Here is a 25,484-nt window from a genome sequence, read left to right as displayed (position 1 = left end):
TATGACTTGAAAGAAAAGAGAAAATTATGAGTAAAGACGTAAACAAAAAACTGCCTTCTAAAGAAGAAGTTCTTAATCAATATAAAGATGTTTTAGAAAGAAATAAAGCACATGCTCGCGGTGAAAAGTCTAAGGGTGAAATTGAAGCTAATGAGCAAGCTATTGCTAAACAAAAAGCTAAAGAAGATGCTAAATTAGCTAAAAAAACAAAAAAAGCTAATAAAAAAGAAGAAGTTCTTATTACAGACACACTAGATCAATTTGATGGTGAAGAACCAAGTGTTAATGAAGAAAAGCCTTTGACCAGAAAACAAATCAAAAAAACTCAAAAAGAAGCGCTTAAAGCTCAAAAAGAATCTCAAAAAGAAGAAGTTCTTATTACAGACACACTAGAGCAATTTGATGGTGAAGAACCAAGTGTTATTGAAGAAAAGCCTTTGACAAGAAAACAAATCAAAAAAGCTCAAAAAGAAGCGCTTAAAGCTCAAAAAGAATCTCAAAAAGAAGAAGTTAAACCCGTTAAAGAAGAAACAACAATTTCTCCTTTTGTGGATGCTGAGGTGGAAAACAATCCCGATATTATTACTTCAATTGAAAAAATAAATTATGATAATGAAAGTGAAACTTTTGAAGAATTTAAATCAAAAGATAGAAAATACACTTCTATTGATAATACACCTGGTTTTGATAAAGGTGTTAAAGGTTTAAAACAAAAACAAAAATTCCAATATCAGTTAACTAACAAGTATTCAAAAAGAATTTTATCTGATGGTGAAATAGTTTCTACAAAAGATCATAAACCAAATACTGAAAAGCACATAATCGAATTAAAAAACGTCAGAAAATCATACCAAACTGGCGATTTAGAAACTCCAATTTTAAAAGGTATTGATATTCAACTTGATAAAGGTGATTTTATTGTTATTCTTGGGCCTTCTGGTTCTGGAAAAACAACTTTCTTAAATGTTATATCAGGCTTAGATAAGACAACTGAAGGAGATGTATTTGTATTAGGTTCAAACCTTTCGTTATTAAAAGATTCGCATCTAACTAAATTTAGAAGAAAAAATGTAGGATTTATTTTTCAACAATACAACCTTTTAACTAACCTTACTTCTAAAGAAAACGCTGAAGTTGGGCAAAACTTAGCAAACAAAAAGAAAAAAGGTATGACAATTGAAGAAATTTTTGAAACAATTGGCATGAAAGAACAAATTAATAAATATCCTCACCAAATGTCTGGTGGACAACAGCAAAGGGTTTCTATTGCTAGAGCATTAGCTAAAAACCCCGAAATTTTATTTGCTGATGAACCAACAGGTGCGTTAGATGAAGAAATGGGACGTAAAGTTCTTGAAATCTTAGTTAAAGTTAACCGTGAACAAAAAACAACAATCGTTGTAGTTACTCACAACCCTAACATAGCTAAAATTGCTAACACAGTTATTCATATTAAAAATGGATTGATTGACAGTTTAGAAAAAAACTCAAACCCAGCAGATCCTCAATCAATTGATTGATCATAACAAAAAAATGGGTCTCCCATTTTTTTAATTTATAAAACCCCCCTTTTTGTAAATTAAATATATAAAATAAAAATAACAACTTAATATAAAAATTATACAAGATAACATAATGGGTTATCGACCTGCTTTAGACCAATCTAAAACTATAATTAAAAAAGATAGAAAGGTCAGCTGGTTTGTATTGCGTTGATTTTTTATCTTTTTTATATTAGTTGCTAAATAATTTTAAATTTCATAAATAAAACCTAAGGAGAAAAATGAAAAAATTATTATCAATCTTTACTGCAACAACGTTAACTGTTCCTGCTTCATTAACTGCTGTATCTTGTGGGGGTGTTAAACCAGAAAAAAATGCAATATTTTTAATGCCACAAGAAACAATAGGCACTACATCAAAAGATAAACAACAAGGTTATTCAGACCTAATTGATGAATTTAATGAAACCTATGCTGAACAAATTAATTCTGGTGAAATGGCTAAAATTGAAGCTAGGTGAGAAAAATCTGGAAACATTTCAAAAAACATAGCTGCAAAAGGTAATTTACCAGACTTATATGTATTTTATGGTGATGCTGTTTCACAATTTACATACTCTAATGCAAAAGACAAAGTTAGAGATATGAAGAGTTCTTATGGTAGTGAAGATGAGTATTCAAAATTCAATGACTCTTTAATTACTGAAACATATTTAAAAGAAGGTGAATATCAAAGTAAACAAATAGTACTTCCCTTTGGAAAATCAGTAGATTATTCAATAATTAATGTTAGACTTTTAGCTGATTTACAAGAAACACTGATTGAAGGACAAGAAACAAATAAAGGAACTATAAGAAACATTCTTAACGAATACAATAATACAGAAAGAAAACTTTCTCTTGGAAGTAGACCAAAAGCAAATGAAGGAAGTTATTTTAATAAAGAAATAGCTAATAATACATACAATACATTACCAGAATCAGATAGAAATAGTTTTGAGTCAATACTTAGCGGTGTAACTAATATTCAAGAAATAAAAAATATTTTTAAAGATTCAAAAAACATCATGACAATAGCAAAAGTGATTAAAGCAATATATCAAACTAATGGTGCTATAGATTATAACGAAACAGCATTTGGAAAAAGTATATTAGCTACACAAGACCAAACTGAAATTCAAAAATTAACAGATTTAAATAACTCTAATTCCCATTATGCATTTTCTATTGATTCTATAGAAAATAAATTTTTTATGGATTGAGCAGCAGAAAACCCAGAAAAAAACGGATCTTTAGATATTACTGATAGCAAAAATAATTTCCTTTATAATTCTCAAACAAATGTTAATGCAAAAAATAAAGTTACTGGGACAGATTTTCAAATAGATAAAAATTCAAAGTCATTTTTAAAAACAACTGCTTTATTAGATGATCTTAAAAATTTGGTTGATGACAAATTAGATGGTCAAAAGCTTGATGCATGAAAAGGTGTTTTTATGAGTAAATATTCAACAACTGGTGGTGCAGTTTACACAAGTAAATCTTTTGTAAATGGGACAACACTTGTTGGGTCTGGATCATCTGCGGGTGCTTATAACTATACATCTGCAACACTAAGATATGAAACAAAAGATGCTAATGGTAAAACTAAATCAAACTCTGCTTATGCAACATCAAATGCAGATTTGATAACAACATCATCAATTGGAAATAAAAATGACACTTTCATGTCACAAGGTCCTGGTATAGCAGGCTTTAAATCAAATGGTGAAAATGCGGATAAAAAAGAAAAAAGCGTTACTGCTTTCTTACAATATATAATGCAACCAAAGCAATCAGCACAATTTGCGCTTAAAACAAATTATATGCCTGCAACAAAAGATGGATTAAAAATCTTTAAAGAATATATTAATGGAACTTATAATAATGCAGAAGCATTTGCATTTGAAACATTAAAAAAAGATATGATTGAAAATATTGATAAAGATGAAACAAAATATAAATTTGAAGGTTTTGAAAATAAAATACCAACTTTAGAAGAAATCAATAATTTATCATATTTAAGAAATAAAATTTCAAGAAATATAGCTGATGGTGTTACAACTTATACTTTTGAAAATAAATCAGAAGATGAAAGAGTTAATAAACTTGACACCTTAAGTAAAGAAATAAGAAACAATCAAGATGCAAAATTTGAAGATTTATTTACACCATTGGCTGATGCATCAGATTCTTCAAAAACTAACACAAGAGCTACAATAAGTTCTATCAATACAGGTTTTGTAGAGGATTACTTATCAAAAATAGCTGGAATATCTAACTCATCAAAAACAAATGATGAATCTAAACCTATATTAGTTGCATCTTCACCATCACCAATAGGTAGCGAATTTAGAGACGCTATTAAACAAGCCACAATTGAGACCCAAGGTAGTTCTATAATGTATAAAAAAGGAGCAAAATTTGCTGACTTATTAAATTATGAAAGTGCATCAAATCTTGATGTTACAAAATTGGCATATCACATACTGACACATGATGGTGGTGACATATTAAAAAAAATAAAAATTAAAAATAAATAGAATTAAGTAGTGAGATTAAAATGAGCATTAAACTAAAAAATATAAATATTGATTATGGTAATTTTTTAGCTGTTGACAATTTAAACATCGAAATAAAAAAAGGTGAACTTGTTTCTCTTTTAGGACCTTCTGGGTGTGGTAAAACAACAGCTTTAAATGCCATAGCAGGATTAATTAACACAACTTCTGGTCAAATATTTTTTGACGGGATTGATGTAACTCACAAATCTAGCCAAAAAAGAAATATAGGTTTAGTTTTCCAAAGTTATGCATTGTATACACACATGAGTGTATTTAAAAATATAGCTTATCCTCTTTATCATTCAAAAAAATTTAAAAAAGAATTAAGTTATGAAAATAAAATAAACAAATTAAGAATTAAAGCAATTGATGAATCAAAAGGATATTCAATAATAATAAAACAACAAAAAGAAATTGATTCATTAATTAATAAATTTAACAATGAATTTGAAGATTTAAAATCAAATTTAAAGGTTAAATTTCTAAGAAGTCATAAACAATCTATAAGTGAGTATTGTGTATCAGTAATAAATAAAGCACAAGGATCTGAAAACAAAAAAAATGATGCATTTAATCAACTTAAAACTTATTTGTATGATAAAATAAAAATTTCTTTTGAAAAAATTATTAATAAAGTAGAGAATGAATTGCATTTAAAGTTAAAGTCTTTTGAATCAATATATGACATTAGATTTTCTATTTTTATAAAAAATTTAAAACAAAACATTCAAGATAAAAATATAGCGTTTTCTAAATACACAAATGAATTAAAAAAAACAATGAAAAAGACTAAGAAAGAAATTTCTAAGCAACAAAAAAAAGAATTAAATATTGTAATTTTTTCTAATTCAATATCTTCTGAGTACGAAAAATACAAAATTACAAAAGATGAAGTAACATTTAGTTTCGTTAATAATGAATTAAATGAAGTTAATACAATTATTGAAAAATTATTGCTTGCTTTAAAAACTAAAATAGAATCTAACTTTATTAAAAACAATGTCGTATCTAAAGTCAACTGCGAAATAATTAATTTTATTAATAATGAAGCAAAAAAATTAAAAGTTGAAAATGAAATTATTTATTCTTTAATTAAAAATAGCTTAGATAAATTTAAAAAAGAAATTTTATTAAAATATGCTAATAATAAATTTGTTAAAACAATTGGGTATTTTAATAATTTATTTAATTTTTCAATAAAATATAAAGCAACTTTCAATTTAGAAGAAAATATTAAAATTGATATAAAAATGCGTGTTAATGATATATTATTAAGAAATTTTTCAACATTAGATCAAGAATTATTAGTTAACTCTTCTCTAGAAGACACAAAAGATCAAAAAAACAAAATTAAAAAACAAATTTATACAAGAAAAAGAAAAATTAAAGAGTTAGTTTTTGAAACAGCAAAACAAGTTGAAATACAAAATCAGCTAAATAAAAAACCAGGTGAATTGTCAGGTGGTCAACAGCAGCGTGTAGCAATAGCAAGAGCTATTGTAAAAAAACCAAATATTCTTTTGTTAGATGAACCATTGTCAAATTTAGATGCTAAATTAAGATTAACAACAAGAGAGTGAATTAAAAGATTTCAAAAAAGTGTTGGAATTACGACTATATTTGTTACTCATGACCAAGAAGAAGCTATGAGTATATCTGATTCAATATATGTTATGAATAAGGGTGTTTTGCAACAATCAGGTTCTCCATTAGATATATATAATCACCCATCAAATGAGTTTGTTGCTAATTTTATAGGAACACCAAATATAAATTTTATAAAAACTTCTAAAACAAAAAGTGGTTTCAAATTACCATCTAATGAGTTTTTAACCTTTAAAAACCTACCAGAATCTAAAAATTTCAAATTAGGTATAAGACCAGAAAAAATATTAACAAAAAAAGATAAAAATTTAATTTTTTTAGCAGAAGGACATGTAGTTTTAGTTGAACAATTAGGTAAACAAAATCACGTTAAAATAAAAACAAATAACTTAGAACTAATGATAGTTATAGACCCAAAAGATTGAGAAATTGTTGCAAAAAACAAAACTATAAAATTGTATACTGACCCTAATAATATTTATGTTTTTGATGAAAATCAAAATAAAATAGAGGTTGAATATGCAAAATAATGATTGATCTAAAAAAACAAAAACTAAAGAGTTCAATGAATTAAAAGATAACCCTAAAGGTATTCAGGATAAAAAAAACAGTGACTTTAGACCTAAGTTTTTAGCACCAAAACCAAAAAATATGGAAAAAAGTAAATTTGACTTTTTAAATCAGTTATTATGAATAACACCAGGTTTAATATTTGTTCTAATATTTTCTTATTTTTCAATATTTATAGTTTTTAGATATGGTTTTAGTGATGGAGGATCTGTTGGAAATTTTGTTTTTAGCTTCCAACAAATAAAATTTATACTTTTTGAAGATCAAACTAGAGAATTTGTATATTCATTGAGAAATACATTTATATACGTTGTTATTTCAGTGCCTATATCGTTATTTATAGCTTTATTTACTGCAAAAGCGCTTTCTAATCTTTTAAGTAAAAAAGCATATGGTTTTTTCCAATCAACATTATTTTTACCTTATGTTACATCATCTTTAGCTGTGGCTATGGTTTTCTCAACGTTATTTTTAAATGGCGGTGACCCAGTTATAAACACATTTATGAAAATTTTTATAAAAGATTTTAATGTAAATTGAAGAGAACCAAAATATACCATGATATTACTTGTTATATTTGGTGTATGAAGAATGTTGCCTTTTAAAATAATAATGTTCACATCAGCTTTTTTAAGAGTTGATAAAAGATTGTATCAAGCAGCTTCATTAGATGGCACACCGAAATGACAACAATTTTGAAAAATATCATTACCTCAAATACTCCCAGTAATAATTTACATGATTACCACAAGTATAATTGGTGGGTTTAAGTTTATGCCTTTAGGTTTATTTAACAACTATGCCGAAGCAAGACAATCTTCAGCACAAACAGCTGTTTATTATATATTTGACAAAGTTAATCCAAGTGGAGGTGGTATACCTTCTTATGGAAAAGCTGGAGCTGCTTCAATAGTTCTTATGGTATTAACCTTGCTTATGACAATATTTAATAAAAAATTATCTAAATTTTTAAATAAAAAATACAGATAGAAAGGAAAATATGGCTAGCCAAAATTTATCAAGAGAAAAATACAATTTTCAAATTTCTAATTACGAAAGTCAAATAGAAAAAAAAGAAGAAAAAATTATTTTGTCTAATAATTGATTTAATGCGTTTATTATGAAAATAAGTTTGTTTTTTTTCATTAAGTTTTCTTTAAAATGAATAAACTTTAAAAACTTTTTTTACTTAAAAAAAGTTAAAAAATTACAAAGAAATACATTAAGGATGTCTGGTGATGTTTGATATAAAAATATTGCACCCGGACTTTTGAATTGAACTATACTTTTAGTTATGTTTGTTATTACGATATTTCCTTTTTATTGAATGTTAATTACGTCTTTTAAAAGTTATGATGAAGTTGATCCTACGAAGACAACAACTTTGTGAGAATTGCTATGGCCTAAAAGTTGAAGTCTAGAAACATACAAAAACATGTTTAATTTTATTGGTTCTGTTTCTTCTGACTCAATATCTTTTCAAAGATTTTTTTTAAACTCCTTTTTTATAGCAATATTATCAACATTGACTCAATTGATAGCTTCTATTATTGGGGGATTTGCAATTTATAATTGAAGAACAAAAATCAACCCTTTATTCATGATGATAATGTTTTCAATTATGATGGTCCCTGGAGAAGCTATGTTACTTGGAAGATATATTCTTATGGTTCAATTAAACTGAACAAATACTTTAATGGCATTAATTATTCCTTTTATTGGTAATGTTTTTACAATTTACTTAATGAGTAATGCTTTTTATTCATTAAATAGTGATTTAAAAAGAGCGGCAAAAATTGATGGTCTTTCTAGTTTTCAATATTTTCTAAAAATTGCTTTACCAGCTATTAGTGCAACTATTATTACCGCTTTCATAATATCTTTTATTGAATCATGAAACTCAGTTCTATGGCCAGTAACTATAATGCGAGATAACTCAGAGTGAAAAACAATACCTATTATGCTTTGGAAAATGATGCAAACTTCAGGTCTTGAGCCAGAATTACAAATTGGTTTTAACCCTATAAATCTTAAAATGGCAGCATCTTTTATAGCAATTTTACCAATGTTAGTTGTGTTTGTAGTATTTAATAAATTTATAATCAATGGTCTTTCTAAAAGAGGATCATCAAGTTCTAAAGGGTAATGATGAAAAGAGTTAAAGCAATAATACTTTCGTTAATTTTAATACTTTGTTTAGTAATTGGTTCAATTCTTTTTTATATATTTTTACCATCAAAAACAAAAGAACTAACTAATATAAATTATTATGTCATGTCAGTTGGGAATGCTAATTTTACAATTGTAGAAAAAGATTTTCATGCAGTTTTGATTGACGCAGGTTCTGGTGTTGATTCAACTAGTGAAAACGAATTAAAGTTTGCTGAAATAGAAAATAGTCATTCTAATAGAAAATCAGAACAATTTTTTATAAATAATTATCAAGTCAGTCCTAAAAAAAAATGAACAAAAGCGAAAACAACATCTTCAAAATGAGCTATTGATTTTATGAGAAATAAAGCTGGGATCCAATATCTTGATGGAATTTTCATTTCACATAAACACTCAGATCATTATGATTTGGTTTTTGAAATTTTAAAATCTTATGAACAAGATAAAACAAAAGTTGTAGCTCCTTTAGAATATGATAACCTTACAACAACAATTATAAAAAATGCTCCAAATTGAAATGGGAAAGTTGATACAAAATTTTCAAAAAAATACAATTTTTTAGGTGGAACTTTTGAAAATCTTTCTTCTTATTCTTCAAATAAAACTTTAAAGCCTTTGAAAGAAAGACCTTGAGAAGACCCAAATGACACTAGTCAAGTTATTAGGTTCACAGCTGATGGTAACACAGTTTTGGTTTTGGGAGATTTACAAAATCAAGGAATACTTAGAGATGATAAATTCATGAAAAAAGTTGAAGAAAAACAAACAGCACTTCTAATAGCAGCACATCACAGCTCTGATAATTCAGCTACATTAAAAGTAGCAGAACTTATAGGTCACTCAAAATATACAATATTTTCTACAACTATGGCAACATCTAAGTGGGATAAATTTTCAGGAGGCCACAAATCGATGAACCCTAAACCTATTACAGAAAAATTAATCAAGCAATTTGGAAATGATGCTGAGTTTTTTGTAACAGGAGATTTAGATTCAGAGTTTTCTAAAATACCAGAAAAACAAACAAACAGTTCTTTCAAATGATCATCTAAAACAAATAAAATAGAAATTTTGAATAATACAATTTTAGATTCAATCAAATAATAAAAATAAAAGGTTAATTCCTTTATTTTTTTATTTGTTAAAATATTACTAATTAGAAAAGAGTTCTTATGCCAATATTAAAATTTTATGGACTAACAGAAAAAGAAATAATTAAGTATTCAAAAAAAACAAATGAATTAGCTTTATTGATTCAGGCTAAACCAAACGCTATTTCTTATGTCTACATTCCATCAACAATACTATCACCAGAAAGTGATAAAGAAAAAGTATATATAGAAATAAACTGAATTTGTAGAAAAATAGAATTAAGAGAAAAAATGGTTAATCATATTGAAGATAATTTCAAGCACTTAAATAAAATAATTTCAATAAAATTTACAGACATTAATAGAGATTTTTATGTAGAAGGGCAGGTCTTTGGATAATTATGAAAATTAAAAATATAGAAATAAAAGGTAAACTTGTACAAGCTCCAATGGCTGGTATATCTAATCCTGTTTTTAGATTAATAGCAAAACAACATGGAGCAAGTCTTGTTTGTGCTGAAATGGTTTCTATTGAAGGAATGACACACAACAACAAAAGAACCTATGAAATGTTAGAAGTTAATAAAGAAGAGCACCCAATGAGCATGCAGATTTTTGGAAATGATGTAAATTCATTTATTACAGCAACAAAATGAATTGATGAAAATGTTGATTGTGATATTATTGATCTTAATATTGGTTGCCCTGCCCCAAAAGTTGCTATTAAATCTGCTAGTGGCTCAAGTTTATTAAAAACCCCAGACCTTATTTTTGATATTGTTCAAGCAGTTGTAAATAACACTAAAAAACCTGTAACAGCAAAAATTAGACTAGGTTGAGACAAAAATAGTGTTAATGCTGTTGAAGTAGCAAAGTTAATTGAAAAAGCGGGGGCTAGTGCAATTGCTGTTCATGGTAGAACAAGAGATGAGTTTTATACTGGCCATGCTGATTGAGAAAAAATCAAAGAGGTAAAACAAGCGGTCTCTATTCCTGTTATTGGTAATGGGGATGTTGTTGATGGTCCTAGTGCTAAAGCTATGTTAGATTTAACTGGTTGTGATGCAGTAATGATTGCTAGAGCTAGTCAAGGTAATCCATGAATATTTAAACAAATAAATCATTATTTAGAAACTGGTGAAGAATTAGCTAAACCTACTTTACAAGAATGAGAAGCCACAGTTTTAAATCACGCGAAACTTTTAATCCAATGAAGAGGTAATGAAGAATTTGCTATTAAGGAATTTAGAAAACACTTGACTTGATACTTAGATGCCCTAGATAAAACTAAAAATATTAGCAGTTTAAAAGACCAAGCCAATCAAATTGAAGCGTTTAATGATATTATAGATATAATAAAACTTTACAAAGGAGCATAATATGTCAGAAAGAAAATTTACAGAGCAAGAAACAATACGTCGTGCTAAATTATTAAAACTTCAAGAATTAAGTCAAAACCCTTTTGAAGTTACAAAATATGAAAGGTCTCATTCATTAAATGAAATAGTATCTAATTTTAATAAGTATACAAAAGAAGAATTAGAATCTTTAAACCAAAAAGAAATCTCAATTGCTGGAAGAATTAGATTATATAGAGAAGCTGGGAACAAAGCAGCTTTTGTTAATATTGATGATCAAAATGATTCTTTACAAGTGTATGTGAGATTAGATGAGATTGGTGAAGAAGAGTTTGGCTTATTTAGAGAATTAGATTTAGGTGATATTGTTGGTTTTAAAGGTATTTTAATGAAAACAAATCATGGAGAGTTATCACTAAGAGCTAAAGGATATACACTACTTTCTAAATCATTAAAAGTGTTGCCAGATAAACATGCTGGTATTCAAGATATAGAAGAAAAATACAGAAGAAGATATGTTGATTTAATTGTTAACCCCGAAACAAAAAAAATTTTTATTTGTAGAACAAAAATTATTAGAACTATTCAAAATGTTTTAGATGCTAAAGGATATATGGAAGTAGAAACACCTATATTGCACAATATAAAGGGTGGTGCTGCTGCAAAACCGTTTGAAACACATTACAATGCCCTAGATACTGATGTTTACTTAAGAATAGCTACAGAACTACATTTAAAAAGATTAATTGTTGGTGGGTTTGACGGAGTTTATGAAATTGGTAGAATATTTAGAAATGAAGGAATTAGCACAAGACATAATCCTGAATTTACTTCCATTGAATTATATGTAGCTTATAAAGACTTTTATTTTTTAATGGATTTAACTGAAGAGTTATTTAGAAAAACTAATGAAGTAGTTAATGAGTCGCAAATTATTAAATATGGTGAACATCAATTAGACTTATCAAAACCATTTAAAAGATTACACATGGTTGATGCGATTAAAAATTTAATTGGTGTTGACTTTTGAAAAGAAATGTCAATTGACCAAGCTTTAGAGTTAGCTAAAAAAAATAACATACATGTTGAAAAACATCAACAAACTGTTGGACACATTATTAACTTATTTTTCGAAGAATTTGTTGAAAGCACAATTATTGAACCAACATTTATTTACGGTCACCCAAAAGAAATATCACCTTTGTCTAAAACAAATAAAGATGATAAAAGATTCACCGATCGTTTTGAACTATTTATTATTGGTAGAGAATACGCAAATGCATTTAGTGAATTAAATGACCCTATTGACCAATATGAAAGATTTAATGATCAAATTAAAGAAGCTGATGCAGGAAATGATGAAGCTACTGAAATGGATATAGATTTTATTGAAGCTTTAGAATATGCAATGCCACCAACTGCTGGTATTGGTATTGGAATTGATAGATTAGTTATGTTATTAACTAATAGTGAATCAATAAAAGATGTATTATTATTTCCACAACTTAAAAATAAAGAATAGAGAAAAAAACTTTTTTGTCCCAAAAAGGTTTTTTTTGTCCCAATATGTTATTATTTTAATGAAGAAAAGGTGATAAGCATGAGAAAAAGAAATATATTGAATTTAATTAAATATCATTGTGAATCTAAGGATTATGAATTTAAAAATGAAGCACATGAAATAGCAAAATTTTTTGATAGCAATGGTGATAGTGAAATTTCAGAATATATAATGGGGTTGTTGTTTGAAGTTGATACATTCACGCCTCAGGAACTTGACTATTCTTCAGATTTATTAAAAGCCACTAATTTTATTAATGACAAAAACCAACCGTTGCCACTTCCTGAGTCAATAGCATATGATATCAAAGGCATAATAAATGCAATAAACAATAATGTAGGGGTGAACAAATTTCTATTTCAGGGTTTACCCGGAACTGGCAAAACAGAGACAGCCAAACAGATTGCAAGAATTTTGAACAAAAAACTATATGTTATAGAAATAAACAACTTGATAGATAGCAAATTGGGACAAACAAACAAAAACATAAGTAGTGTTTTCAAACAAATTAACTCACTAAAGTCTGAAAATGTAATTATTTTATTGGATGAGATGGATGCAATAGCACTTGATAGAATAAATTCAAATGACATAAGAGAAATGGGGAGAGTTACCTCAACATTTCTTAAAGAATTAGATGCCATGAATGAAACGATACCTTTTATAGCTACAACAAACTTATTTGATAATTTTGATAAAGCGCTAATCAGAAGGTTTGATTCGGTTATAGATTTTAATAAATATTCTACTGATGATTTAATTTTGATAGCTGAAATAATTTTAAATGATTTTTTAAAAAAGTTCAAAAATAAAGGAAGAAATATGGTGTTGTTTAAAAAAATTATAAAAAACATGCATTCTATACCTTTGCCTGGAGACTTAAAAAACTTAATAAAAGTTTCTTTGGCGTTTAGTGATAAAGATGATGAATTTGAATATTTAAGAACCTTATTAAAAAACACTGACAATAAATACATGAACATAAATAATTTAAAAGAAAAAGGTTACACAGTAAGAGAGATAGAAATTTTAACAGGAATATCAAAAAGTCAAGTTAGTAGGGAATTAAAAGGAATGCAAAGTTATGAAGGAACAAAGTAAAAATAAAATTTTGTTTTTAAAAGGAAGATTTGAACAAAAATCTAATAGAAGTAAACCAAATGGAATTAACTTACCTGCTAATGCAACAATACAACTTTCAAACATAACAAAATTAAAAAAAGAATTAGAAGAAATACAACTTTTTTGGAAAGAAAACAAGTTAATTAAAAATTGTTTAATTAGTGTTCATTATAAACAACTTATTGCAAAATCCAACAGAATAAAAGGTTTGTTTGTCGTTAATCAAAATCCATCTTATAATTCCATGGTAGGCGCAAAATATTCTCAAAATAACAAAAAACACATAATTACACATCTCGTTTCTCCGGAAATAATTCAAAAATCAGTAAAATGGTTAGAGGAAACAATTAATATAGTTATTTCACAAAAATTTGATCAACAAAACTTTCAAGAATTCATCAAACCAAAAATTGCTGAAATAAATTTCAAAAATTTTCCAAACTTAACAAAAACTAAATTTAAAGAAGTTCTTTTTGATTCTTTTTATGTAGAAAGATTATCGCTGCCTAAATTAAAAAAGAAAGATACAAACAAAAAAACGATAACTTTTTTCAACTTAGAAGAAAACTTAGAAGAAGTTTTAACTAAAATAGGTATTAAAAAGCAAAATTATAAATTTATAGGCGAAAATACTATTCAATTTCTAAATAACGATATAGATAAAGTTTTTGATAAAGCGCCATTCTTAATTTCGATGAATGTCGAAGACATAATGAAAATCCCCCCTCTAAAACAATATTTGAATGAAAACCAGGAGCAAATAGTTATACCGTTACCTAAAAATGAACCCACAATAGGTGTTATAGACACTTTGTTTGATACAAATGTGTATTTTAGTCAATGAGTAGAATTCGAAAACCATTTAGATGAGGAAATACCTATAAGTGAGTTAGATTTTGTGCATGGAACTTCTGTAAGTTCAATAATAGTGGATGGTCCATCTTTTAACAAACATTTGGATGATGGTTGTGGAAGATTCAAAGTAAAACACTTTGGTGTTTCAACTCATGGTGAATTTAGTTCTTCTGTTGTAATAAACAAAATAATCAAAATAATAAAAGATAATCTCGAAATAAAGGTTTGAAACTTATCTTTAGGTTCTTCTAATGAAATAAACGATAATTTCATTTCATTAGAAGCTAGTGTTTTAGACGAAATTCAATTTAAATACGATGTAATATTTGTAGTTTCGGGAACAAATTTAAAAGAAAAAGAAAAATCAAAAAAAATTGGATCACCAGCTGACTCGATCAACTCTATTGTTGTAAACTCTGTTACAAAAAATAAAGACAAAGCGAACTACTCAAGAGAAGGAATAGTTCTATCGTTTTTTACAAAACCAGATGTAAGTTTTTTTGGAGGTAACAACGAAGATGGCGATTACATGGTGGTTTGTCAGCCAAATGGTAGGGCCTTTGTTTCTGGTACATCATTTGCTGCGCCTTGAATTTCAAGAAAATTATCTTATTTAATCAATGTTTTAGGTTTAAATCGCGAAGTTGCAAAAGCGCTGTTAATAGATTCGGCCATAGGTTGAGACAGCAAAAAATCATTAGATGAAAAAAAATTTAAAGGGCACGGAATAGTACCTGTAAAAATACAAGATATAATAAATAGTGAAAATGGAGAAATAAAATTTTTAATTGAAGGTGTTTCTGAAAAATATGATACTTTCAATTATAGGTTTCCAGTGCCTACAGAAAATGGAAAATACCCTTATGTTTCAAAAGCCACACTTTGCTACTTTCCTAATTGTTCAAGAAAGCAAGGTGTTGACTATACAAGTACTGAATTAGATATTTATTTTGGAAGATTAAAACCTGATGGAAATATTAATTCAATAAATGATAACAAGCAAAGCCTTGAAACAGATGACGTAAATTATTTGACAGAAGAATACGCAAGAAAATGGTTTGGAAAATGAGATAATGTGAAACACATATGTGAACTACCAAAACAGAGAAAAATTCCCAAAAAAACATACCCAAACCTAATGTGAGGAATGAGTATTAAAACAAAAGAAAGAATAGGCGTTAAAAATGGGGAAGGAATTAAATTTGGAGTTGTTGTTACCTTACATGAAATTAACGGAATAAATAGAATAGATGATTTTGTACAAAGATGTACATTGAATGGTTGATTAGTAAAAAGAATAAATATCGATAACGAGATTGAACTTTATAATAAAGCCGAAGAATTAATCGAATTTGAAAATAATTTCTAAAATACAAATATTAGTACATGAAAAAATATTTTTTATTTATGATTACTTAGATAATTTATAAAGGGTTTTAAATAGTACTTCTTTTTTTTGTTAACTCTTCAAAATTTCCTGTTTGAACAATACCAACGCCAGGTTCTAATACAAAAATCTCATCCAAACTTTTAATAGTTGTAATCTATGAGCAATAGAAATGGTTGTTCTACCTTCCATTTATACTTCAAGTTCTTTTTGAATTTTAGATTCTAGAATATTATCTAGTGAAGAAGTAGATTCATCAAGAATTAAAATTTCAGGGTTTTTAAAATAAGCCTGGCAATAACTAATCTTTGTTTTTGATTCAAGTTATAAACCGTTTGAGTAGAAGGCGCAGTAATGCCGGATTCTTTTGACTTAAATACGCAAACATCTATACCAAAGCTCTTTGAGTTAAAGTTTGAGTATAAGAACAATAAAAAGTTTTTATACTTGATGTTTCTATTTCACGAGATAATATATTATTGTTCTCTCTTGTAAACTGTGCATCCTTAGCTTTGAAAATTACAGCGTCTTTGTTTCTGTGTATTTCTCTATAAAATTGTAGATCTATTTCTATTTAGTTCTTTTGCTATAAAAGAAATACTTTGTTTTTGAACATTGAATAAATACTCTATTAATGTTCTTTCTTTTAAAGTAATTTGTTTATAATTATTCATGGTAATTCCTTTGGGCTTTGATCGGTCAAGGAATTACTTTTTTACGCAAAAAAACCACAACTCTTATGAGATAATTTTCTCATAAGTTTTGCAGTTCCAATTTTAATTCGTAAAGTTGTTATGCAACTTTTTTTATTTTCAAAAACTATTATATAAATAACAAAAACATATTTATGTAAAAATTTACAAAAATGTGAAAATTTTATTTATAATAAATTTAGGAGGTTTTATGAAAGAAAAACTGAGTTTAGAAGAAAATAAATTTTTAAAAGTTGAAAAAAGTTTAAAAGGAAAAAATTTTAAATTAAAAGTTCAAAAAGTTGGTAGTTTTATGGCTGGAATGATTATGCCATCAATTGGTGTACTTTTAGCATGAGGTTTATGAACCGCAATGTTTTTATATGACTATGATAACAACAAACCTTTAGGATGATTTAATGCTCCAATGTTGGGGCGTTTAGTTGACCCTGGTTTAAAATATTTAATTCCAATTTTAATTGCATTCAATGGTGCAAGAATGATTTATGGAATAAGAGGAGGGATGTTAGCTACTTTTGTAATTTTAGGAACAATAATTGGGACAGATTGAATTTATGCTAATCATATAACTTTAGCTGATGGTTCACATCCTGGTTCACCTAATCAATTTATAGGTGCAATGGTTGTTGGTCCTTTGTCTGGGTGATTTCTTAAAAAAATGGAATCTTTTTATTTAGAAAAAATAAATAAAAGTTATGAAATGTTAGTTAAAAACTTTGGTATAGGTTTTTTTGGCATATTGTTAGCACTTGTAACATTTTTTGGCTGAGGTTGAATAATGTGAGGTATAACATGAACAATGATTCAAATTATATCATTATTTGGAAGTAACAAATGGTTAGCTCCGTTAATGGGAATTTTCACCGAACCTGTAAAAGTAAGTTTTTTAAATAATGCTTTGAATCACGGTGTTATGGGGCCTATTGGTTACAATGAAATAGCCCAACAAACAGCTGAAGGGTTAAAAAATCCTAGAAGTATATTCTTTTTATTTGATCCAAATCCAGGTCCAGGTTTAGGAATGCTTTTAGCGTATATTTGTTTTACTAAAGGTGAAAATAGATATAATGCAGCAGGTTCTTCATTGATACATGCAATTGGAGGGATTCATGAGGTTTACTTTGTTTTTATTTTAGCAAAACCAAAAATGTTGATTGCAACAATGTTGGGTGTTGTTGGCTCACAATTTATAACTTCATATCTGGGTGGTGGAACTATTGCAACACCAAGCCCTGGTTCAATTATATCTTTGGTAGCACTATCACCAGGTTTGCATGCATTATTAATTAACTTATTATCTGTTTTGGTTGGAGTATTAATAGCTTTTGGTATATCTGCATTATTATTGATTACAGACAAAAATAAAGGTGGAGATGAATCAATGAATTTTCAATTAACAGATGAAGGAATTTCATTTAACGAAAATAAAAAAGAACAAGAAAATACTTATAAAAAAGATTTTCAATGAATAAACGTTAAAACTATTGTTTTTGCTTGCGAAGCAGGAATGGGTTCAAGCGCAATGGCTGCAGGAATAGTTAGTAAATGAGTTAAACAAAATAATTTGGAGATTAAAGTTACAAATATTGCTGTTAAAGAATTAAATGATAGTTATGATGTAGTTGTTACTATGCAAAATTTTAAAACTTTTGCTGAACAAAAAGCTCCTAATTCATATATCTACCCAATACAAAAATTCATGGGTCCTGGTGTTTATGATGAGTTATATAAAAATTTAACAGTACAAATAGAAAAAAGAGGTTAATTTTAATATGATAGAAAAAAATGTAGTAATTGCAGGTGGTGCTAAAAGCTTAGGAAAGTTTTTATCATTAAAATTTAAAGAAATAAAATATAAAGTCATTGTTCTTGATAATGACAAAGACACTATTAAAAGTTTAAAAAATGAATTTAGTGATATATTGTATATTGAAACAGATTTAACTTCTGAAGAATCAGTAAACAAAGCATTTGAAAAAATTGAAAAAATTGATATTTTAGTTTATAACGCTGGTTTTGCAATTTCTAACAAAATCACTGAATTTAAAAAAAATGACTTTATTAAAAGCTTAGATATAAATCTTGTGGGGTATTTTTTAACAGCCCAAGCTGCTGCAAAAATAATGATTAAAAATAAAACACAAGGTTCAATAATTCAAATCAATTCTAAATCTGGAAGAATAGGATCTAAGTATAATTGTGGATATTCAGCTGCTAAGTTTGGCGGTGTCGGTTTGACACAAAGTATGGCTTTGGATTTAGCAGAACACGGCATAAGAGTTAATTGTTTAATGCTTGGTAATCTTTTAGATTCACAAATGTTTGAATCTTTAATTCCATCATATGCTATTAAACTAAATATTCTTGAATCTGAAGTTAAACAACACTATATTGACAAAGTCCCTTTAAAAAGGGGTTGTACTTTTCAAGATGTATTTAACATGTTATATTTTTACACATCAGATAAAGCAAGTTATTGCACTGGTCAGTCTATTAATATAACTGGTGGGCAGGTGATGTAATATGCAATCAGTTAAAATGAATTGTTCTTATAAGAATAAAAAAGAAGCCTTAAAAGCTATTATAAACGATCTTAAAGAAAAAGGTGTTAGTGAAAAATATTTGAATTCTATATATACAAGAGAAAAAATGGCATCTTTTAATATAGGTTATAAGATAGCTATACCCCATGGGACATATGAAGAAAGTAAAAATATATCAGAAACATGGCTTGTAATTCATCACCTTAAAAAACCTATTTTTTGAGATGATTCACTTGTACAAATAGTTGTTGGTATTGCTATAAAAAATCAAGACCAAATTGATTTACTAAGTAACTTAGCAATAAACGCTATGAATGAAACATTTTACGAAGATTTATTGTTAAAGCCAACTGAAGAAAAATTAAATAAACTAATCATTGCAGAAGAATTATGAATATAGTACACATAGGAGCTGGGAACATTGGAAAAGGTTTTATATTGCCAGTTTTAAAAGATAACAATAAAAACATTAATTTCACTTTTCTAGATGTTAACCAACAAGTTATAGACGATTTGAAAAAAACAAAAATGGTTAGTCTCACATATTTAAATAAACTAAAAAATGTAAATAAAAATTATATAATTGAAAATGCGTTAACTTTAAATGAAATTTTTGAACCGCAAAACACAAATTTACTTAATAACATCGATTTAATCACAATATCTATTGGCAAAGAAAATTTAATAAAATTGAAACCATGATTTGAAAAATTAGCAGAAAAATTAACAAAAAAAATTATTGTTATGTGTTGTGAAAATGGTAATAAAGTATCAAGCTTTTTTAAAGACAAAGTTTTTGAAAAAGAAACTCAAAAAAAATTCTTCTTTGTTGATTGTGTTGTTGATAGAATTATTCCTATAAGCAAACTAAAAAATGCTAAAAGTTTAAATGTAGAAGAATATTATTCTTGAATTTATGACGCTAATCAATGACCTGGCGATGTGCCTAAATTATCTGGATTAAAAACTTCAAAAAACATTGATTTTGAAGTTTCAAAAAAACTATATATGTTAAATTCTTTGCATTGTTCACTTGCTTGATATATATATAAAAATGATAAATTTAAATCCATTTCAACTATATATAACGCTTTACAAAATTCAGAGGTATTACTTTTTACTGAAAAGTATTTAGACGAATGCATTTCAATTTTAGAACACAAATTTCATGCAGATGCTAAAGAACTTAAATCATATGCAATAAGTATTATCAAAAGATTTATGAATAAAAAAGTTGATGATGATCTACATAGAGTAGCAAGAAACACATTATCAAAATTAAAAACAGATGATAGAATATCTCCGATGATATTATATGCAATTAAATATTCTTTAAATTGTGAAACAATATATATGAGTTTTTTAAACGGAATCAATTACTATCTTTCAGAAAATGAAACAAATGTAGAAATAAAAGACAATAATGAAATTTTAAATTTTTGCTCTACAAACCTAAATTTTTCCATCAATGAAATAAATGCTTTAAAAAAATATATAATAAATTAAATAAGAAATCACTTTTTATTATGTAAAGGAAAAAATGTATAGCAAGCTATTAAAAGAAATTGAAATTCTTTCAACAAACGAAAACCAAAGCACAGAAACTAAAAAGATAGCGTTATTTATTTTACAGAATTTTAATAATATAGATAATATTACAACAACACAAATTGCTAAAGAGTGTAACACCAGCCCAACAAAAATAACAAGGTTTGCAGAAAAACTTAATTTAAAAGGTTACAGAGAATTAAAGTTAAGACTTTCAGATATTTCTAAATCTATTATTATTGATGGAAATTTTGTAAATGTTTCAGAAAAAATAAATAACAATTCAAAGGTCTTTTATAAAAAGTATGTAGAAATACATAATGAATCTTTTGAAAAACAATTTAATTATCTTTCACATAAAGATATTAAAATTTTTAATGATTGCTTTACAACTTCAAAAAGAATATTTATTTTTGCGTTTAATCTTTCATATAATATATCAAAAAATTTTGTGCAAAGAATGCGTTGAAAAGGTTTAAATATAATTTCAGAATCAGACCCAGTGTCTATTGAAACATACATAAACACGATTACCAAAAATGATTGTGTTATTTTAATAACGATATCTGGAAACAATTCATTAATTAAAGGAATTGCTGAACAACTTACTAAAAAAACTAATCTTTTAGGAATTATTAATAAAACTTGTGATTTTCAAAATTTATTCCTTGATTTCATTAAGTTTGATAGTGATGAATCGTTATTGTGAGATATAAACTCAATAAAAGCTCAATTAGTTATGCATTCATTAGATTTTTTATTTGTAAATTGATTTGTGAACAACAAAAAAATAGAAAAAGATTAATTTAAATTTATAAAAGGCTTGTAATAGCCTTTTTTATTTTTTAGTTGCCTATTAATAAATAACTATACATTATTTTGATAATTTATAAAGAGCCTTAAATAGTCCTTCTTTTTTTGTTAACTCTTCAAAATTTCCTGTTTGTACAATTCCAACACCAGGTTCTAAAACAAATATCTTATCAAAGTTTTTAATAGTTGATAATCTATGTGCAATAGAAATAGTGGTTCTTCCCTCCATTAATACTTCAAGTTCTTTTTGAATTTCAGATTCTACAATATTATCTAGTGCAGAAGTGGCTTCATCAAGAATTAATATTTCAGGATCTTTTAAAATAAGTCTAGCGATAACTAATCTTTGTTTTTGACCACCAGACAGTTGAGCGCCACGTTCAGCTAAAATTGTCTTATATCCATCAGGTCAAGTCATAATTAAATCATGTAGTTTTGATTTTTTACATGCTTCTTCTATTTCAATTATAGTTTTATTTTCTAAACCATAAGCTACATTATCATAAATGCTTCCACTTAGTATTTGTGGTTCTTGATCAACATAACCTATTTTATCTAATCAAGATTTAAGATTTAAATCTCTTAGATTAATATTATTGTTAATTAATATCTCACCATTTTGAATTTCATAAAATCTTAAAAGTAATTTAGCTATTGTGGATTTACCAGAGCCAGTAGGCCCAACAAAAGCATATTTCTTACCTTTAACTAACTTAACACTAAAATCTTTTAATATAATTTTTTCAGTATTTGGATAAATAAAACTAATATTATCAAACTTAATTGATTCCACTTTTTCGTTTATTCTTTGAGTTTTAAATTTATCTATTCTAATTTCACTTTCTAATAGTTTTGATATATTACAAGCAGCTATTTTGGTTCTTGGTATTTCGTTAATAATAGGTCTTAATTGCATAATTGGGATTGTCATAGTGATAACACCTGTTGTGAAAGAAGAAATGATACTTATTAATGATTGTGTATCATTAATAAATAAGAAGACACCAAATACAATAGAAGCCATTGAAAAACTTCCAACACCACCAATAATTAAAGCTGAGGGTAACTCGCCAACAAAAAATTTCTTTTTCTCTTTTTTGTTTGTTTTTTGAATAAGGTCATCAAAGTGTTTTCTTTCTTTTTCAAAAGTGCCTGATGATTTAATTAACTTAATACTATATATTTTTTCACTCATATCATTATTTTGTTGTTCAGTTATAGCATTTATTTTTCTAGTTGCCTTGTTGGAAATTTTAATACTAATAAAAATAATAATTACAAAAAGTATTAATAGTCCAAATACACATAACGCAAGTTTTCAACTAATAGTTAACATTAAAATTGCAGAAGAAATTGTTGTTGAAATTGCTAAAAGAATAATCACTGGAGCTTCTTTAATATAGTTATTCAAAACCCCACTATCTTTTATAACTGTTGAAATAATTTGTCCTGATTGATTCAAATCAAAAAATTGAACATCTTGATCAATTAATTTACTAATTAGTTGGCGTCTTAATTTATTTTCGTAAGCTAAAGCTACATTCCCAGAAAAGATATATTTTATATAAGACATAATAATTATAATAATTATATCCGTTATCATTGAATAAGCTAAAACAAACAAACCAAACTTAACCCCTCAAATATTAATATAAATTTGTGACCCATCATAACTTATAAATTTATAAAAAAATTCTTGAATAATGGCTTGATAAAATTCTGGTGTTGTTGAACAACTAGCTAATATCTTCATAATTTGATCAGGATTTATGTCTTCTGGTAATTTTAATAATTGTATAAGTGTTTGTATATTTTTTGGATCTATATCTTTCATAGAATCTATAACACTTTTAGAAACCAATAAAGAAGTAATCAATTCTACGCATTTAATATTTCAAACCATTAATAAAACAGTAAAAATAGTGAGTAATAAAACCCCTATAGAAAAACCTTTTCTATTTTTTATAGCTTCTAATAAGTGATAACTAACACCATTTATTTTTTTGTTGTTTAATTCCATATAATCTCCTTAACTTTTTAGTAAAATTAATAAATCTAACAAGATAATAAATATTTCAAATAATATAACTAATTTCAAATGAAACAAGTTAGTTATATATTACTATTTTAACGAAAGGGATGCAATGAAAAAGAAATATAATTTAAATAATTTAAGTGTTTTACTTAAGGGTGAACTACTTATAATGATTATTAAAAGACAAATAACTAAAATAATAACACATGAATATCCATCATTATATCCATTAGCATATTTTCATTTAATGTTTATTAAAAATGTAGAAGGAATAAGTCAAACAGAGTTAGCTTATTTAACAGATACCACTACACCAACATTACATAGAAACATAAAAACACTTATTAAAGAGGGATTTATAGTAATCAAAACTTCTTCAAGAGCAAATGAAAATGAAATCTATTTAACAAATAAAGGTGAAGTGCTTGTAGCAAAGGTTTGTAAAATGATTGATGCATATGAAGATGAAATGAATTTAAATAAAGATAACTTAAGTGGAATAAATGAAATGTTTGTTGATATGATTAATAAACATAAAACTAAATAGGAGATATTAAATGAAAACAATATATTTAGCTGGAGGATGTTTTTGAGGTGTTCAAGCATTCTTTGATTATCAAAATGGAATATTAAAAACAACTGTTGGCTATGCTCAAGGAGATATTGATAATCCAACTTATGAGCAAGTGTGTACGGGCAAAACAAATCATACTGAAACTATTAAAATAGAATTTGATGAAAATCAAATAAGTTTAAAAGAAATTCTTGATTTGTATTTTTCGATTATAAATCCTTATTTATTAAATCAACAAGGAAATGATAAAGGAACTCAGTATAGAACTGGAATTTACTCAAAAGATAAAACTATATTAGATTATTCAAAAAACTATATATCTGATAAACAAAACAATGATCCCCAAAAAATTGTTGTTGAAAATGAGTTATTGAAAAACTTTTTTAATGCTGAAGAATACCACCAAAAATATTTAGACAAAAACCCAAATGGGTATTGCCATATAGATTTATCAAAATATAAAAAATAAGGAAACAATTTTTTAATCTTAACTTAATACAAGTTAAGATTAAAGCGTTTAATTAAATAATAAAATTAGGTCTTGAAATGAAAACAGATAAGTAATTAATATTTTTATCTAAAATTACATAATAAAAAGAATAAAAAAAAATTTTACTAAGATATTTTAAAACAAAGTAATGCTTTTCATAACCAATATACAACATTATAAAAAGTTTTAAGCAATTAAAATATAAATAAGTTTAATGGGTGATTAATAAAAATATTAAAATTGGAGATACAAACAATGTTAGAATGGTTACCAAAAAGTAAATATAGTCAACAAAAAAAACAAATTACGACTTGGTTTAGTGAGCGTGTTAAAAAACAAATCGAACAAGAATTCAATGTCAACTGTTTTATATATTTAACAGGAAGTGGAAAAAGGAAATTAGTTTTACACAACGATGGTGTATTTGATTTAGATTTTCAAATTTGGTTGTCGCAATCAAAGAAAAGAAAACCAAACCAGAATTTTGAACCTGAAAAAATAAAGCTTTTCATTTTCAATGCATTTAAAGAAATGCTGGAAAAACCAGAATTTTGAAAACTAGAAGATTCAACAACAGCAATAACAATGAAAAAATTAAATGAAAAGATTAGTGGTGGTATAGAATACTCTTACGATTTGGTAGTGGTATTTAAACACCCAAAAACATCAGAATCGCAAGTCATAAAAAGAACCAAAAATGGTTCTAAATTCAATTACATTTGAAACAAACTTTCAAATGAAGCTAATGATTTTGAAATAAAAGTAAAGAAAATAAAAGAGTTACATATGTGGAAAGACTTACGTGATATATACAAAAATAAAAAAATTACAAATTTAAAAAACACTTCAAAAACTGAATATGTTCCCAAAAAATCGTATCAATTGTATATTGAAAGTGTAAACGAAGTGTTTGATAAAATACAATAAGGAAGCAAGAAGATT

Annotated in this window: 21 protein-coding genes and 1 riboswitch; of the genes, 19 read left to right on the top strand and 2 right to left on the bottom strand. The window is 26.4% G+C overall.

The features are described 5' to 3' along the window. Positions 1 to 560 precede the first annotated feature (560 nt). The 11 genes from MCORR_RS03970 to MCORR_RS01465 all read left to right on the top strand — a co-directional run bounded on the left by MCORR_RS03970 (position 561) and on the right by MCORR_RS01465 (position 15,808). The gene (locus MCORR_RS03970) at positions 561 to 1,526 is read left to right on the top strand and encodes an ABC transporter ATP-binding protein (protein ID WP_425437730.1); all 966 of its coding nucleotides are present in this window, start codon (positions 561 to 563) and stop codon (positions 1,524 to 1,526) included. Positions 1,527 to 1,616: 90 nt separating this feature from the next. Continuing rightward, positions 1,617 to 1,677: riboswitch (nucleoside riboswitch) on the top strand. A gap of 106 nt (positions 1,678 to 1,783) precedes the next feature. Further along, positions 1,784 to 4,084 (top strand): lipoprotein, encoded by a 2,301-nt coding sequence (locus MCORR_RS01510; RefSeq protein ID WP_104207834.1) that lies wholly within the window; start codon positions 1,784 to 1,786, stop codon positions 4,082 to 4,084. Positions 4,085 to 4,104: 20 nt separating this feature from the next. Then, positions 4,105 to 6,240: an ATP-binding cassette domain-containing protein gene (locus MCORR_RS03920; RefSeq protein WP_104207833.1), complete on the top strand. Its 2,136-nt coding sequence runs from the start codon at positions 4,105 to 4,107 to the stop codon at positions 6,238 to 6,240. Then, positions 6,230 to 7,270 carry a carbohydrate ABC transporter permease gene (locus MCORR_RS01500; RefSeq protein ID WP_104207832.1) on the top strand — a complete coding sequence of 347 codons (1,041 nt, stop codon included), beginning with the start codon at positions 6,230 to 6,232 and terminating at the stop codon, positions 7,268 to 7,270. The genes MCORR_RS03920 and MCORR_RS01500 overlap by 11 nt, the downstream gene beginning before the upstream one ends. 10 nt (positions 7,271 to 7,280) lie before the next feature. Then, the gene (locus MCORR_RS01495) at positions 7,281 to 8,426 is read left to right on the top strand and encodes a carbohydrate ABC transporter permease (protein ID WP_104207831.1); all 1,146 of its coding nucleotides are present in this window, start codon (positions 7,281 to 7,283) and stop codon (positions 8,424 to 8,426) included. A gap of 2 nt (positions 8,427 to 8,428) precedes the next feature. Further along, positions 8,429 to 9,556 (top strand): ComEC/Rec2 family competence protein, encoded by a 1,128-nt coding sequence (locus MCORR_RS01490; RefSeq protein WP_104207830.1) that lies wholly within the window; start codon positions 8,429 to 8,431, stop codon positions 9,554 to 9,556. 68 nt (positions 9,557 to 9,624) lie between these two features. Continuing rightward, positions 9,625 to 9,942 (top strand): DUF1904 family protein, encoded by a 318-nt coding sequence (locus tag MCORR_RS01485; protein ID WP_104207829.1) that lies wholly within the window; start codon positions 9,625 to 9,627, stop codon positions 9,940 to 9,942. 2 nt (positions 9,943 to 9,944) lie between these two features. Further along, the gene (dusB, locus tag MCORR_RS01480; RefSeq protein WP_104207828.1) at positions 9,945 to 10,922 is read left to right on the top strand and encodes a tRNA dihydrouridine synthase DusB; all 978 of its coding nucleotides are present in this window, start codon (positions 9,945 to 9,947) and stop codon (positions 10,920 to 10,922) included. Between the two features lies 1 nt (position 10,923). Continuing rightward, complete coding sequence (gene lysS / locus MCORR_RS01475) at positions 10,924 to 12,423, top strand: lysine--tRNA ligase (RefSeq protein ID WP_104207827.1); 1,500 nt, start codon at positions 10,924 to 10,926, stop codon at positions 12,421 to 12,423. A gap of 78 nt (positions 12,424 to 12,501) precedes the next feature. After that, positions 12,502 to 13,563, top strand: coding sequence for an ATP-binding protein (locus MCORR_RS01470; RefSeq protein WP_104207826.1), 1,062 nt, complete (start codon positions 12,502 to 12,504; stop codon positions 13,561 to 13,563). Next, positions 13,547 to 15,808 (top strand): S8 family peptidase, encoded by a 2,262-nt coding sequence (locus tag MCORR_RS01465; RefSeq protein WP_104207825.1) that lies wholly within the window; start codon positions 13,547 to 13,549, stop codon positions 15,806 to 15,808. Before MCORR_RS01470 ends, MCORR_RS01465 begins: the two co-directional genes overlap by 17 nt. Before the next feature lie 566 nt (positions 15,809 to 16,374). On the opposite strand, the gene MCORR_RS01455 is transcribed toward MCORR_RS01465, so the two are convergent. Then, positions 16,375 to 16,500, bottom strand: coding sequence for a helix-turn-helix domain-containing protein (locus MCORR_RS01455; RefSeq protein WP_104207824.1), 126 nt, complete (start codon positions 16,498 to 16,500; stop codon positions 16,375 to 16,377). Between the two features lie 229 nt (positions 16,501 to 16,729). On the opposite strand from MCORR_RS01455, the gene MCORR_RS01450 reads away from it, so the two are divergent. From MCORR_RS01450 to MCORR_RS01430, 5 genes are read left to right on the top strand one after another with little or no spacing between them, the layout of a single operon-like run. Then, positions 16,730 to 18,304, top strand: coding sequence for a PTS transporter subunit EIIC (locus MCORR_RS01450; protein WP_219818479.1), 1,575 nt, complete (start codon positions 16,730 to 16,732; stop codon positions 18,302 to 18,304). A 10-nt stretch (positions 18,305 to 18,314) separates the two neighbouring features. Next, positions 18,315 to 19,061, top strand: coding sequence for a sorbitol-6-phosphate dehydrogenase (gene srlD, locus MCORR_RS01445; protein WP_104208014.1), 747 nt, complete (start codon positions 18,315 to 18,317; stop codon positions 19,059 to 19,061). A gap of 1 nt (position 19,062) precedes the next feature. Further along, complete coding sequence (locus tag MCORR_RS01440; protein ID WP_104207823.1) at positions 19,063 to 19,482, top strand: PTS mannitol transporter subunit IIA; 420 nt, start codon at positions 19,063 to 19,065, stop codon at positions 19,480 to 19,482. Then, positions 19,473 to 20,588, top strand: a complete 1,116-nt coding sequence (locus tag MCORR_RS01435; RefSeq protein ID WP_104207822.1) for a mannitol dehydrogenase family protein — start codon at positions 19,473 to 19,475, stop codon at positions 20,586 to 20,588. The genes MCORR_RS01440 and MCORR_RS01435 overlap by 10 nt, the downstream gene beginning before the upstream one ends. A gap of 34 nt (positions 20,589 to 20,622) precedes the next feature. Then, a complete protein-coding gene (locus MCORR_RS01430; RefSeq protein WP_104207821.1) occupies positions 20,623 to 21,435 on the top strand; it encodes a MurR/RpiR family transcriptional regulator in 813 nt (270 codons plus the stop codon). A 69-nt stretch (positions 21,436 to 21,504) separates the two neighbouring features. On the opposite strand, the gene MCORR_RS03860 is transcribed toward MCORR_RS01430, so the two are convergent. Then, a complete protein-coding gene (locus MCORR_RS03860) occupies positions 21,505 to 23,463 on the bottom strand; it encodes an ABC transporter ATP-binding protein (protein ID WP_104207820.1) in 1,959 nt (652 codons plus the stop codon). 124 nt (positions 23,464 to 23,587) lie between these two features. Between MCORR_RS03860 and MCORR_RS01420 the strand changes: the two genes are divergently transcribed. The 3 genes from MCORR_RS01420 (at position 23,588) to MCORR_RS01410 (ending at position 25,469) form a co-directional block, all read left to right on the top strand. Then, complete coding sequence (locus tag MCORR_RS01420) at positions 23,588 to 24,025, top strand: MarR family winged helix-turn-helix transcriptional regulator (RefSeq protein WP_104207819.1); 438 nt, start codon at positions 23,588 to 23,590, stop codon at positions 24,023 to 24,025. Between the two features lie 10 nt (positions 24,026 to 24,035). After that, positions 24,036 to 24,521: a peptide-methionine (S)-S-oxide reductase MsrA gene (msrA, locus tag MCORR_RS01415; RefSeq protein WP_104207818.1), complete on the top strand. Its 486-nt coding sequence runs from the start codon at positions 24,036 to 24,038 to the stop codon at positions 24,519 to 24,521. Between the two features lie 276 nt (positions 24,522 to 24,797). Beyond that, positions 24,798 to 25,469: a hypothetical protein gene (locus MCORR_RS01410; protein WP_104207817.1), complete on the top strand. Its 672-nt coding sequence runs from the start codon at positions 24,798 to 24,800 to the stop codon at positions 25,467 to 25,469. The last annotated feature ends 15 nt before the right edge of the window (positions 25,470 to 25,484 follow it).

This window comes from Mesoplasma corruscae (assembly GCF_002930145.1).
Taxonomy (GTDB): domain Bacteria; phylum Bacillota_I; class Bacilli_A; order Mycoplasmatales; family Mycoplasmataceae; genus Entomoplasma; species Entomoplasma ellychniae.
The sequence above is the reverse complement of the archived record's forward strand: the minus strand, read 5'-3'. Positions and strand labels throughout refer to the sequence as shown.